Raw genomic sequence first — 13,301 nt, 5'->3', positions numbered from 1 at the left:
GAAGCATGGGGCGGTTCGCTAGCACTGCGGCACTTTACGAGCATTTGCGACCGCCGTACCCGAGCGAATTCTTTCGCAGCGTCGCGGAAAAGCTCGGCCTCTCCACGCAAAGCAGCTTGATCGACCTCGGCACCGGACCTGGGCTGCTGGCGCTCGGCTTTGCGCCCTATGTCGGCCGCATCGTCGGCGTCGACCCAGAACCTGCCATGCTCGATGCGGCGCGACGTACGGCTGCGAGCGCAGGCCACGCACTCACGCTGATCGAAGGCAAGGTCGAGACGCTCAGCCCCGACATCAGCTTCGACGTCGTGACGATCGGCCGCGCGCTGCATTGGATGGATCGTGAGCCGACGCTTGCACGGCTCGATCGGCTGGTTGCGCGCGGTGGCGCAATTCTGATCTGCGCCTCGTTCTCGGTCACCGACGGCAGAAACCCGTGGCTCGATGGCTACAGCGACGTACGCCGCCGCTGGTCGCCGGCCAAGCTCTGGGAGGAGGCAGGCAGGGGCACGCGCACCCATCGCGACTTGCCAGCGTTCTTTCGCGGCAGCGCCTTTCAGCCCACCGAACTCGTCACGGTCGAGACCAGCCACGTAGTTGGCGTGGAGGACCTGACGCGGCGCACGCTGACCTATTCGTCGTCATCACCAGATGCGCTGGGCGACAATGTCGAGGCGATGCTACGCGACGTCCGGGAGCACCTGGCTTCTTTCAGCGGCAACGGGGTCGTGGCCGAGACCATCGTCTCGACGGCGCAGATCGTGAAGCGCTAGCTGATTTGCCGAAGGGCGGGAGCAAGGCGATCCAGACAACGCCGCCGCAAGACCTGGATCGCCCTTGGCTCCCGTTCCTCAATCGAGTCGAATCCGACGTGACCTCTCGCGTGGCTGCGGAGCGGCCGTGCTGATTGCAGTCGAACAATCGTCGTCGTTCTCACCGTCGAGCAGCGGAGCACCACAGTGTCGGCACATGCGTGCCGACATCGACGACGCCTTGCCGCTCGTCACGACGTGGCGATAGCTCGCCAGATCGATGACGTTGGGGGGCGTCGTTATGTGTTTTTCAACCATGGCTGTTCCTCGCGGCTTACCTGCTCCTTATCGCAGACAAGTTTCGCGTAAACGTTCAGCCCACCGCTCAAATTTTACCGGAGGAATTGGGGCGGCGAGCACACATCGCCGTGCGGCCGCAATCCCGCTCTATTCTGCGACACCAGACACTGTGTCTCTGCGTCCCGCGTAAGGTCTCGGTAGCTATTACAGCCACTTCTTCCACTTGAAGATCCAGTACGGAACGATCGCCGCAATCAGCATCAGCACCAGCGCGAACGGATAGCCGTGCGCCCATTCGAGTTCCGGCATCGACTTGAAGTTCATGCCGTAGATCGAGGCGATCAGCGTCGGCGGCATCAGGACAACCGCCATGACCGAAAACAGCTTGATGATGTTGTTCTGCTCGAGATTGACGACGCCGAGCATGGCGTCGAGCACGAAGGTGATCTTGCTGGAAAGATAGGAGGCATGATCGGTCAGCGAGACGACGTCGCGCTGCATGGTCTTGAGCTGCTCGCGCATGTCCTTCGACCATTTCACGCCCTCCACCACCGCCGAGAGGAAGGCGACGACACGGCCGATCGAGACCAGGCTCTCGCGAACCTTGGAGGTCAGGTCGCCCTTGCGGCCGATCGAGATCAGGATTTGCGAATATTGCTTGGCATGACCGTGGCGCTCGCTCTCCGGCTCGAAGATGTCATGCGAGACCTGGTCGATCTCGGCGCCGCAGCGCTCCAGGATGTCGGCGCAGCGGTCGATCACGGCATCGAGCAGTTCCATCAGCACCATCTCGCCGGTGATGGCCGGCGTGCAGGAACGGGCCAGCTTGGCCTCGACCAGCGCAAAGGGCTTGGGCTGGTCATAGCGCACCGTCACCAGGCGGTGGTCGCCGAGAATGAAGGTCACCGCCGTGGTTCGGGGCATATCGGTATCGGAGTGGCACATCAGCGTCGCGGTCATGTAGCGCGCGCCGTTCTCCATATAGAGGCGGCTCGAGATCTCGATCTCCTGCATGTCCTCCCGGGTCGGGATTGCGATCCCCGAGAGCTTCTCGACGGCTTTGTCCTCGGCCGCGGTCGGGTTGACCAGGTCGATCCAGACCGCATGCTCCGGTACTGCCGCGAGATCCTCGACGATGGCCTTCTTGAGGGAGGACTCGGAGGGAACAAACACAGAAAACATGCACAACTCCAGGAGGGGCCTGCGACAGACTGACAGCCCTTAGCGCGATTCTGACAAGTTGATGATGACAAGCACATTAACGGAGCGTTTGCATTTGTGGCGGCGCCGTGGCCCAACTGTGGCACGGAATCGACACATGTGCCCGTTTTGCCCAGAAACCGACTCGGGCCCGCAAAACTTGCGGCAGAAAAGCCACAGGTAAGGTCTTGCAGCGCGGGAGAAGCTTCGTAAGGCTGGAATTGTGGCAGATTTCAACGATAATGGGGCCAACGGAATCGTGGAATTGGGCCTGCTCAAGCCCCACGAAAGCTTGTTGTTGTCGATTGGAACCAAATCATGTCGTTGCTGAAAGTTACGCTGGGTATTTTGGCCGCTGGCCTGATGCTGTCGGGCTGCATGCAGGCCACGCATTTTGAAGCGACCGACACCAAGGCATTCAAGCCGAAGGACAAGGAACTCCTTGCCAAGGTTCGGTACGAGAACACCCCGGTCGCAGAGCCGTTCCGCCGCGCCATCGTCGAGTACCACCGCAAGGAATCGCCCGGCTCGATCGTGGTCGATTCCGACAACCATTACCTCTACTACGTCCTGGATGGCGGCAAGGCGATCCGCTACGGCATCACCGTCGGTGAAGAAGCCATGGCCTGGTCCGGCATTGCCAAGGTCGGCAGCATGACCGAATGGCCGGCCTGGCACCCGACCCCCGGCGAGATTTCGCGCCTGGGCGTGCCCACCTTCGTCGCCCCCGGTCCGGACAATCCGATGGGTTCGCGGGCGATGTATCTGTATTCGGGCGGCAAGGACACATTGTTCCGCATTCACGGCACAAATCAGCCGGAATATATCGGCGCCTCAATCTCGTCGGGCTGCATCCGCCTGACCAACGAGGACGCGATCGACCTCTATGGCCGGGTCAAGGTCGGCACCATCGTCGTGGTGCTCGAACCGAAGCATGGCGACTCGCCGTACAATTCGCGCCTTGCGCTCGGCGGCGGCGGAACTGGCCAGGCGGGCAGCTACTGATTGCCTCCTGATCTCTGACATTCAAAAGCGCCGGTTTCACCGGCGCTTTTTTGTTGCCGGCTTGTGCGGCTGGGCTTTGTGGCCCTCGGCCGCCGACTTGTCCGCAGGCGTAGGAGATTTCTCCGCCTCGTCGTCAACTCCTTGCTTCGTCTCGGGCTTTTCTTCAGGTTTGGCCGCGACCTCACGCGGCGGGGCCTCCTCGGGCCGTTCCGGCGGCAGCAGCGGCGCAACCTGCGGCAGGGGATCCCAGACGTTCCACTGGCAGATCCGGTAGTCGTTGCGCCGCTGCGCGAGGTCGAGATGGATATGGTCCTCATGGTACCAATCCGAGCCGGGGCCGAGCACGGTCGAAAAGCGCGAGCAGACCGAATGCAGCACGCGCTCGCGCACCTCGCGCGACATGGTGCGGTCGGTCAGGCCGATCGACTGCCCGTTAGCGAGCTTGATGGCGCGGACATCGATCGCGTTGGCCTTGCCGTGCTCGGACAGCATGGCGCCGACAACGCGGTTGCGGCCGCGGCACTCGAAGCTGTCGAAATTGTCGAGATCGCTGATGGTCGAGCCGAGGCTCGCGGCCAGCGGCACCACGTCCTTGCGCACCCAATCGGCGATTGCGGACGCCATGGTGCAGCGGAGGATCGCCGCGGGCTTGACCGCCACCTTGCGCTGGTCCGGCAGCACGATGGCTTCGAGCCGCACCAGATCCTCACCACCGCAGGCGCCGGGGCCGCGGATATCCGGGATCGAGGGCGCGATCGCGATCTCCTCGGTCAGCCCGAGGCGGCACGCCGAGGCCTGCTTCTCGGGCGGCGGCGCCGCCTCGGCGGGCTTGGTGGTGCCAGGTTTGTCCACGGAAGGCTTGCCGCCGGTCTCCGGAGGAGCCTCGTCCGACGCCTCGTCCGACGCCTTGGGGGCCTCCTCGGGGCGAGGCCTTGGGAGCGGGATCTTGCCAGAGATATTGGCAGAACGAACCGTCGCGCGCGGCCGTGGTGCAGCAATACCAAAGATGTCCAGCGGGGACCCATATTTGCGCGCCTCTGCCCGATCCGCGAGCCCGAGCGCCACGGTAACCATGGCCGCGCCGACGGACATATAGCCGCGACAAGACCATTTGCGGCGAATGGCGGGCAGGCTAAGACTCATGACAATTCTTTGGCCCAACGCTGAGAGCGACAATCCGCCCAGCGGCTTCTCGGAGGAACGACGGAATGCTTGGTTTGATGCAAGACTGGCCCCTGCTCTGCCACCGGATCATCGAACACGCCGCCAAGATTCATGGCAAGCAGGAGGTCGTGACGCGCTCGGTCGAGGGACCGATCCATCGCACCACCTATGCCGATATCCACAAGCGGGCGCTCAAGGTCTCGCAGATGCTGGAACGCGACGGCATCAAGCTCGGCGACCGTGTCGCAACGATCGCCTGGAACACCTGGCGCCATCTTGAGGTCTGGTACGGCATCATGGGGATCGGCGCTATCTGCCATACCGTCAATCCCCGCCTTTTCCCCGAACAGATCGCCTGGATCATCAACCATGCGCAGGACCGCATCGTGATGACCGACATCACGTTCATTCCGGTCCTGGAGAAGATCGCCGACAAGCTGACAAGCGTGGAACGCTACGTCGTACTGACCGACAAGGCGCACATGCCGCAGACGACGCTGAAGAACGTGGTCGCCTACGAGGACTGGATTGCGGAGGCCGACGGCAAGTTTAAATGGAAGGACTTTGACGAGAACACGGCGGCCGCGATGTGCTACACATCGGGCACCACCGGCGACCCCAAAGGCGTGCTGTATTCGCATCGCTCCAACGTGCTGCACGCGCTGATGGCCAACAATGTCGATGCGCTCGGCACCAGCGCCTCCGAAACCATGCTTCCCGTGGTGCCGCTCTTCCACGCCAACAGCTGGGGCATCGCCTTCTCCGCGCCCTCGCAGGGCACCAAGCTCGTCATGCCCGGCGCCAAGCTCGACGGCGCCTCGGTCTATGAGCTGCTCTCGACCGAGAGGGTGACGCATACCGCCGGCGTGCCCACGGTGTGGCTGATGCTGCTCCAGCACATGACCGCCAACAATCTCAAACTGCCGGATCTGAAGATGGTGATCTGCGGCGGCTCGGCGATGCCGCGCTCGATGATCAAGGCCTTCCTCGACATGGGCTCGAACGTCCGCCACGCTTGGGGCATGACCGAGATGAGCCCGATCGGCAGCGTCGCGGCGCTGAAGCCGCCGTTCCAGAATGCGACGGGCGAGGCACGGCTCGACGTGCTGCAGATGCAGGGCTACGCGCCGTTCGCCGTCGAGATGAAGATCACCGACGATGCCGGCAAGGAACTGCCGTGGGACGGCACGACCTTCGGCCGCCTCAAGGTCGCCGGCCCGGCCGTCGCCAAGGCCTATTACCGGGTCGACGCCAACATTCTGGACGAGGACGGCTTTTTCGACACCGGCGACGTCGCGACCATCGACGAGGCCGGCTACATGCGGATCACCGACCGCTCCAAGGACGTGATCAAGTCCGGCGGCGAGTGGATTTCCTCGATCGACCTGGAAAACCTCGCAGTCGGCCATCCGGCCGTGGCGGAAGCCGCCGTGATCGGCGTGTTCCACCCCAAATGGGACGAGCGTCCGCTGCTGATCGTGCAGCTGAAGCAGGGCCAGCAGGCCAGCCGCGAGGACATCCTGAAGTTCATGGACGGCAAGATCGCCAAATGGTGGATGCCCGACGACGTTGCCTTCGTCGAAGGCATCCCGCATACGGCGACGGGCAAGATCCTGAAGACCGCGCTGCGCGACCAGTTTAAGGAATACCGCTTCCCGAACGCGGCGGCGTAACGGTAAAGCAAGCGACGTCATTCCGGGATGGTCCGAAGGACCAGACCTCAGGTGCGCAATTGCGCACCGTGGAATCTCGAGATTCCGGGTTCGATGCTCCGCATCGCCCCGGAATGACGGGCGGTAACAGTCCGGTCTCCCTTGAATTTGCCTCGGGGCCGTGGTCTCAACGGCCCATCGTCGTGCCCGATCGGCCGGCATCGCCCTCAAGACCCCGGCAGAGCTCACCCGATGGCCCGCAGGTTTTCCGCTCCCTATCAGTCGGAGCCCGTGTCCAGCCTCGCGAGCTGGGCGCGCAATCTGGCCGTGTTCGCGGTGGTGGCGGTGGTGGTCTCGATCATCATCGTCCGGTTCGGCTTCCTGGAGATGAAGCCTGCACTCGCGACCTTCTTCGGCGGGCTCGGGATTGCGGCGCTCTCGATCCTGTTCGGGCTCGCCGGCTTCGCCGCGATCTGGCAGAACGGCTCGCGCGGCATGGCGCGCATCCTGCTTGCGTTCCTGATCGACGGTGCGATCCTCGCCTACCCCGCTTATCTCGGCCTGCAATACCGCAAGCTGCCGGCGATCCACGACATCACGACTGACCCGATCGACCCGCCGCGCTTCGACGCACTGGCCCGCCTGCGCACCGGCGATGGTGCCAACCCCGCGGTGTATGCCGGCCTCTATTCGGCCGAGCAGCAGCGTCAGTTCTATCCCGATATCGAGCCGATCGAACTCGAGATTTCAGTCGACCGCGCCTATGCGATCGCGCTTCAGCTCGTCAACAAGCGCAAATGGCTGGTGATCGACGAGCGCGCGCCGCAGCCGCCGCGCCGCATCGGCCGCATCGAGGCGGTGGCGCGCTCGCCGATCATGGGGTTCCGCGAGGACATCGCGATCCGCGTCGTGCCCGACGGCGAGGATTCCCGCGTCGATATCCGCTCCGCCTCGCGCTATTTCGAGAGCGACCTCGGCAGCAACGCCGCGCGCGTGAAGAAATTCATCGACGATCTCAACACCGCCGCCGATGCCGACGCACTCAAGCCGGTGAAGAAGACGCCGGTGGCGCCGCCGAAGGCGCCGGCCAAGACGGTGAAGAAGTAGGATTCTGTCATTCCGGGTTCGCGCTAACGCGCGCCCCGGAATGACGAGGGACTAGTTCGCCATCCGATAGGTCCCGCCAATCACGGGATCGCCGTCCGTCGCCACCACGCCGCGGGCGACCAGGTCTTCCAGATGCGCCAGCACGGAGTAGCCCGCCGCGGTGGTGAGCCTCGGATCGATGCCGATATAGATCGCCCGGACCATGGTCGGGATGTCGGTCTCGCCCTTGGCCAGGCGGTGCAGGATAGAGGCCTCGCGCGCCTTGCGGTGACGGATCAGGAAACGCACGAAGCGCGGACCGTCGGGAATTTCGGGGCCGTGACCGGAGAAATACACATCCTCCTCGCGCACGGCGAGGCGATCCAGCGATTCCATGTAGTCGATCATCGAGCCGTCGGGCGGCGCCACGATCGAGGTCGACCATCCCATCACGTGATCGCCGACGAAGTTGAACTTCCGCTCGGGCCAGGCGAACGCGAGGTGATTGGCGGTATGGCCGGGCGTCGCCACGGCCTCAAGCCGCCAGCCGTCTCCTTCGACCACGTCGCCATGGGCGATCCTGATATCCGGCGCGAAGTCGCGGTCGGCGCCGGATTCCGGGTTGTGCTTCTCGCTCTCGAAACGCGGGCGCGAGGCGCGGTGGGGGCCTTCGGCGTAAACTGGCGCGCCGGTCGCCCGCTTGATCCGCGCGGTGTTCGGCGAATGGTCGCGGTGGGTGTGGGTCACGAAGATATGGCTCACCGTCTCGCCGCTGACGGCATCGAGCAGCGCCGCCGCATGCGCCTCGTCGTCCGGACCGGGATCGATGATCGCAACGTTGCCCCGGCCCACGATGTAGCTGACCGTGCCGGTGAAAGTGAACGGGCTCGGATTGTTACAGAGCACCCGCCGCACGCCAGGACGGACTTCCTCGACGATGCCGGGCTTCAGCGGAAAGTCGCGGTTGAACGGGACGTCGTCGTTGTCGGACATGGGACTTCCTGTAGCCAAACTCTCTGCCGTCATACCCCGCGAAAGCGGGGTATCCAGTACGCCGCGGCGGTCGAGACGAAGGCGAGGCCTCTGGGATACTGGATCGTCCGCCCCAGTGCGCAATGCGCACAAGGCGGACGATGACAGCGGAGCAAGGCAACTGCCATGGAATACATGGCAATCAGAAAAACGCCTGAATACCCGTGATCGCGCGGCCCAGGATCAGGGCGTGGACGTCGTGGGTGCCCTCGTAGGTGTTGACGGTCTCGAGGTTATGGACGTGGCGCATCACGTGATACTCGATCGAGATACCGTTACCGCCGTGCATGTCGCGCGCGACGCGGGCGATGTCGAGGGCCTTGCCGCAATTGTTGCGCTTCATGATCGAGATCATCTCGGGCGCGAACTTGCCCTCGTCCATCAGGCGGCCGACGCGAAGCGAGCCCTGGAGGCCCAGCGCGATCTCGGTCTGCATGTCCGCGAGCTTCTTCTGCACGAGCTGGGTCGCAGCGAGCGGCTTGCCGAACTGCTTGCGGTCGAGCGTGTACTGCCGGGCGCGGTGCATGCAGTCCTCGGCCGCGCCGAGCACGCCCCAGGAAATGCCGTAGCGGGCGCGGTTGAGGCAGCCGAACGGGCCCTTCAGGCCGGAGACGTTGGGCAGCAGCGCGTCTTCCGGAACCACGACGCCGTCCATCACGACTTCGCCGGTGATGGAGGCGCGAAGCGACAGCTTGCCGCCGATCTTCGGTGCCGACAGGCCCTTCATGCCCTTCTCCAGCACGAAGCCGCGGATCTGGTTGTCGTGCGCGGCCGACTTGGCCCAGACCACGAACACGTCGGCGATCGGCGCGTTCGAGATCCACATCTTGCTGCCGGTCAGGCGATAGCCGTCCGAAACTTTCTCGGCGCGGGTTTTCATGCCGGCCGGATCGGAGCCGGCGTCAGGCTCGGTCAGCCCGAAGCAGCCGACCCACTCGCCGCTGGCGAGCTTCGGCAGGTACTTCTTGCGCTGGTTCTCGTCGCCATAGGCGTAGATCGGATACATCACCAGCGAGGACTGTACCGAGTTCATCGAGCGGTAGCCGGAATCGACCCGCTCGATCTCGCGCGCGACCAGACCATAGGCGACATAGCCTGCATTGGCGCAGCCATATTCCTCCGGCAACGTGATGCCGATCAGGCCGAGCTCGCCCATCTCGTTGAAGATCTCGCGATCTGTCTTCTCTTCGAGATAGGCCTTGGCAACGCGCGGCAGCAGCTTGTCCTGGGCGTAGGCGCGCGCGGTGTCGCGCACCATGCGCTCGTCTTCGGTGAGCTGCTCGTCGAGCAGGAACGGATCGTCCCATTGGAAAGAAGCCGAAGCCGGCTTGTCCTTGGCCTGAGGGCGCGCGGTCATGAAACGTCCTTTCGTCTGGTTCCGTCAAAATTTGCCCGACAACGTAAAGCGCCGCGGCAACAAGTGCAATTGCGTTGCAGATGATCGGGTCTGCGTGAATCCCGGGGACGAGCGAGGCTCACCTCGGGGGATGCGCTTCGCGCACCCCGAGATGACAGCGCTAGCTTTCGAGCTGCTCGTTGGCGACGATCTCGATGCCGAAGCCCGAAAGGCCCTTGTAGTCGTGCACCGAGGAGGTGAGATGCCGGATCGAGGTGACGCCGAGATCGCGCAGGATCTGCGCACCGACGCCGACTTCACGCCACTGGCGGTTGCGGTCGGCCTCGGTCGCGCTCTCATCGGGCAGCGGCGCCACGGGGACACCGGCCGCACCGTCGCGCAGATAGACCAGAACGCCACGGCCGGATTTCTTGAAGTGCTCGAGCACCGCCGCCATGCGCTTGTGGCCGGTGAAGATGTCCTTGACGATGTTCGGCTTGTGGAAGCGTGTCAGGACGTTCTTGCCGTCGCCGACGCCGTTGTAGACGAAGGCGACGTGGGCGATGGAATCGAACGGCGAGCGGTAGGCATAGCCCTGCAGCGGCCCGATCGGGCTCTCGGTGACGAAGGTCGAGACCCGCTCGATCAGCTTCTCGCGAACCTGGCGGTAGGCGATCATGTCGGCGATGGTGACGTGCTTGAGCTTGTGCTGGGCGGCGAAGCGGGCGACCTGCTCGCCCTTCATCACGCTGCCGTCGTCGTTCATCAACTCGCTGATGACGCCGACCGGCGGCAGGCCGGAGAGCTTGCACAGATCGACCGCGGCCTCGGTATGGCCGGAGCGCAGCAGCACGCCGCCATCCTTGGCGATCAGCGGGAAGATATGGCCGGGACGGGCGAAATCGTTGGCGCCGGCGTTGGGATTGGACAGCGCGCGGCAGCACGAGGCGCGCTCCTCGGCCGAGATGCCGGTGCCGCCGTCGGGCTTGTAGTCGATCGAAACCGTGAATGCGGTGGTGTGCGCGGAATCGTTGTGGGCCACCATCGGATCGAGCCGCAGGCGGCGCGCATCTTCGGTGGTGATCGGCGCGCAAACGATGCCGGACGTGTGGCGGATGATGAACGCCATCTTCTCGGCGGTGCAGAACGAGGCGGCGACGATCAGATCGCCCTCACCCTCGCGGTCATCGTCGTCGGTGACGACCACGAGCTCACCCCGGGCAAAGGCCTGCAAGACTTCCTGGACGTTATCCGGCATTTCCCAATCTCTATCGGTTATGGCCCGGAGGCTTAGCCGGACTTGGCCCGGGGCGCTAGTGTCCCCGGCGCAACCACATATGCCGGACCGCAGCCCTGCCCGGCGGGCGGCTTGCACGGGCATACCAGGGATATGGGCGCGGAAAAGCCCGGTGAGAAGCCAGCCGGGCGCGGTCAGGGCAGCACTTCGCGCCGCTCGCCGAGCCGCTGATCGAGCTCGGCACGCTTGTCGGCCAACAGGCCGGCTTGGGCGGCCTCGATCACCGTGAACAACTCATGAGCGTCGCTGAGCCGGGTCACGGTGACATAGCTGGCGCCGGCCGCGTAGAGTTCGCCTACATCCGACAACAGATCGGCCGTGGCAACGATCATGGCGGTCGGGTTGAGGGTGCGAACGTGGCGGACCAGCTTCTCGTTGCTGGCACCCTTCAGAAGCGCATCCGGTACGCTGAGGATGATCATCTCGGACTTGCCGACGCCGGCATGGAGCAGCGTGTCGGCGCTGCTGATATCGCCATAGATCACGTGCAGGCCGCGCGAAAGCAGCGTCTGGTACACATTGGGGTTGAAGTCGATCACGGTGATCTGCTCGAGCAGCACCGGGGCCTGCCGTTCGATCTCGGCCAGCAGCGCGCTCGCCGCACGGAAAAAGCCGAGGATGACGATGCGGCGGGCCTCGCCATGGCCTTCGTGCCCTTCCTCGCCTTGGCCATTGCCGTGATCGAGATCGCGCAGGCCGATCCGCTTGAGGGGGCCGATCGCCCAGCGGGTGATCGCGTCGCTGCGGGTCATCACGAAGGTCGAGAGCACCGCCAGCACCACGAAGGCGAAGGAGACCGCATTCGCCGTCTCGGCCGCGATGTGGTGGTCGGCGACGCCGGTCTGGATCACCACCAGCGAGAACTCGGAGATCTGCGCGAGATTCAGGGCCGGCAACAGGCTAGCGCGCAGGCCCTGCTTCATCAGATAGAGCGGGGCGAAAGTGGTGACGAGGCGGCTCACCACCGTGAACGCCGCGATCATCAGGGCAAGCCCGATCACGGAGAACCCGGGCACGGGAATGGTCATGCCGAGCGCGACGAAGAACAGCGTGATGAAGAAATCGCGTAGCGTCGTGACCTTAGCCGTGACGTCGAGCGCGTAGGGAAAGGTCGAGAGCGAGACGCCGGCGATCAGGGCGCCCATCTCGCGGGACAGCGACAGCCGCTCGGCTGTCTCGGCGACCAGGAAGCACCAGGCGAGCGCGCCGAGCAGGATCAGCTCGGGGCGGCGGGCGATCTGGTGAAACAGACGCGGCAGCACGTAGCGGCTCACCAGCAGTGCCGCGGCGACCAGCACCGCGACCCGGCCGATCGAGAGCAGGATGACGCTGATTTCCAGATTGGCAAGGCTCGGCTGCACCGCCAGAAACAGGATGGCGAAGATGTCCTGGAGCACCAGCACGCCGAGGGTGATGCGGCCCGGCAGCGTGTCGAGCTCGCGCTTCTCGTAGAGCACTTTGACGATGATGACGGTGCTCGACAGCGCGCAGGCGACACAGAGATAAACCGCGTCGAACTGGCCCCCACCGAGCGATAGGCCGATGCCGACGAAGAACAGCACCCCGAGCAGACAGCCGCCGAGGAGCTGGCCGCCCGCCGCGAACAGGATGACCTTTCCGGCCCGCACGATCTTCTTCAGGTCGATCTCCAGGCCGATCATGAACAGCATGAAGATCAGGCCGAGCTCGGAGATGACGCTGATCGATTCCTGCGACTTGACCCAGCCGGCGCCAAATGGACCAATGCAGAAGCCGGCGATAAGATAGGCCAGGATCAGCGGCTGCCTGGAGAAGTGGGCAAGCAGGCCCAGCATCCAGGCAAACAGGATACAGAGAGTGATGTCGCGAATGAGCTCGTGCATGCCAGATTGGTCCGTTTTGCCGCACCCTAGTGATCGAGTGCGGCGCGGCAAGCGAGCAATTCGTCACATCCGGATGGGGCTCGCCATTGCAATGCTGCTATGCCCCCTCGCCTCCTCCATCCCCGCAGACGCTCAATCCAAGGTCAATATCGAACAAAGCTTTGCCGATTCCCTCACCGCGCTGCCGAAGGAAGAACTCGCCGTCTCCGGCGGGTTCTACGTGCCCGCCTATTCCAGCGTCGCGATGAGCCAGGGCAAGCTGCGCGTCGACTTCTCGGTGACCCTGAGCGTGCACAACGCCTCCGAGACGCAAGCACTGGTGGTCAAACGCATCGGCTATTTCGATACCTCAGGCAAGCAGGTCGAGAGCTATCTGAAGGCACCCGTCGCGTTGAAGCCCCTCGCCACCGTCTCGATCTTCATTCCGACCGACGACGTACGCGGCGGGACGGGAGCCAATTTCCTCGTCGATTGGGCCGCAACAAGCGAGATCGCCGAGCCTGCCGTCGAGGCCTTGATGGTTGGCGGCGTCGCCAATGCGCATTACGCTTTCATCAGCCAGGGCCGTCCGACCCGGACGGTCGGCAAGAAATAAGTAAGAAGCACGACTGACCT

Annotated in this window: 11 protein-coding genes; 5 read left to right on the top strand and 6 right to left on the bottom strand. The window is 64.1% G+C overall.

Annotation, left to right across the window (positions count from 1 at the left end; translation table 11 throughout):
• The first annotated feature begins 5 nt into the window (after nt 1-5).
• Nucleotides 6-773 carry a class I SAM-dependent methyltransferase gene (locus tag ABIB90_RS25390; RefSeq protein ID WP_354161913.1) on the top strand — a complete coding sequence of 256 codons (768 nt, stop codon included), beginning with the start codon at nt 6-8 and terminating at the stop codon, nt 771-773.
• Between the two features lie 483 nt (nt 774-1,256).
• Here ABIB90_RS25390 and ABIB90_RS25385 read toward each other — a convergent pair whose 3' ends face one another.
• Nucleotides 1,257-2,234 (bottom strand): magnesium transporter CorA family protein, encoded by a 978-nt coding sequence (locus ABIB90_RS25385; protein ID WP_007594709.1) that lies wholly within the window; start codon nt 2,232-2,234, stop codon nt 1,257-1,259.
• A gap of 336 nt (nt 2,235-2,570) precedes the next feature.
• Between ABIB90_RS25385 and ABIB90_RS25380 the strand changes: the two genes are divergently transcribed.
• Nucleotides 2,571-3,257 (top strand): L,D-transpeptidase, encoded by a 687-nt coding sequence (locus tag ABIB90_RS25380; RefSeq protein WP_007594711.1) that lies wholly within the window; start codon nt 2,571-2,573, stop codon nt 3,255-3,257.
• A gap of 36 nt (nt 3,258-3,293) precedes the next feature.
• Here the strand turns inward: ABIB90_RS25380 and ABIB90_RS25375 are convergent, their stop codons facing one another.
• On the bottom strand, nt 3,294-4,400 hold the full coding sequence (locus ABIB90_RS25375) for an extensin family protein (RefSeq protein ID WP_354161917.1): 1,107 nt from the start codon (nt 4,398-4,400) through the stop codon (nt 3,294-3,296).
• A gap of 65 nt (nt 4,401-4,465) precedes the next feature.
• Between ABIB90_RS25375 and ABIB90_RS25370 the strand changes: the two genes are divergently transcribed.
• Together ABIB90_RS25370 and ABIB90_RS25365 are read left to right on the top strand one after the other, a co-directional pair.
• Complete coding sequence (locus ABIB90_RS25370; RefSeq protein ID WP_354161920.1) at nt 4,466-6,094, top strand: fatty-acid--CoA ligase; 1,629 nt, start codon at nt 4,466-4,468, stop codon at nt 6,092-6,094.
• 231 nt (nt 6,095-6,325) lie between these two features.
• On the top strand, nt 6,326-7,180 hold the full coding sequence (locus ABIB90_RS25365) for a DUF1499 domain-containing protein (protein ID WP_354127320.1): 855 nt from the start codon (nt 6,326-6,328) through the stop codon (nt 7,178-7,180).
• A 51-nt stretch (nt 7,181-7,231) separates the two neighbouring features.
• Here ABIB90_RS25365 and ABIB90_RS25360 read toward each other — a convergent pair whose 3' ends face one another.
• From ABIB90_RS25360 to ABIB90_RS25345, 4 genes are all read right to left on the bottom strand, one after another.
• Nucleotides 7,232-8,152: an MBL fold metallo-hydrolase gene (locus tag ABIB90_RS25360; RefSeq protein WP_354161923.1), complete on the bottom strand. Its 921-nt coding sequence runs from the start codon at nt 8,150-8,152 to the stop codon at nt 7,232-7,234.
• Between the two features lie 181 nt (nt 8,153-8,333).
• Nucleotides 8,334-9,548: an acyl-CoA dehydrogenase gene (locus tag ABIB90_RS25355; protein WP_007594720.1), complete on the bottom strand. Its 1,215-nt coding sequence runs from the start codon at nt 9,546-9,548 to the stop codon at nt 8,334-8,336.
• Nucleotides 9,549-9,708: 160 nt separating this feature from the next.
• Nucleotides 9,709-10,785, bottom strand: a complete 1,077-nt coding sequence (gene ribB, locus ABIB90_RS25350; RefSeq protein ID WP_007594722.1) for a 3,4-dihydroxy-2-butanone-4-phosphate synthase — start codon at nt 10,783-10,785, stop codon at nt 9,709-9,711.
• A 173-nt stretch (nt 10,786-10,958) separates the two neighbouring features.
• Nucleotides 10,959-12,686, bottom strand: a complete 1,728-nt coding sequence (locus ABIB90_RS25345) for a cation:proton antiporter domain-containing protein (RefSeq protein WP_354161928.1) — start codon at nt 12,684-12,686, stop codon at nt 10,959-10,961.
• 91 nt (nt 12,687-12,777) lie between these two features.
• Here ABIB90_RS25345 and ABIB90_RS25340 point away from each other — a divergent pair, with 91 nt between their 5' ends.
• Nucleotides 12,778-13,281, top strand: a complete 504-nt coding sequence (locus ABIB90_RS25340; RefSeq protein WP_502918243.1) for a DUF3124 domain-containing protein — start codon at nt 12,778-12,780, stop codon at nt 13,279-13,281.
• The last annotated feature ends 20 nt before the right edge of the window (nt 13,282-13,301 follow it).

It is taken from the genome of Bradyrhizobium sp. JR4.1 (genome assembly GCF_040548605.1).
Lineage (GTDB): Bacteria > Pseudomonadota > Alphaproteobacteria > Rhizobiales > Xanthobacteraceae > Bradyrhizobium > Bradyrhizobium canariense.
Note: the sequence above shows the minus strand (reverse complement) of the source record. Positions and strands in the feature narration are given on the sequence as shown.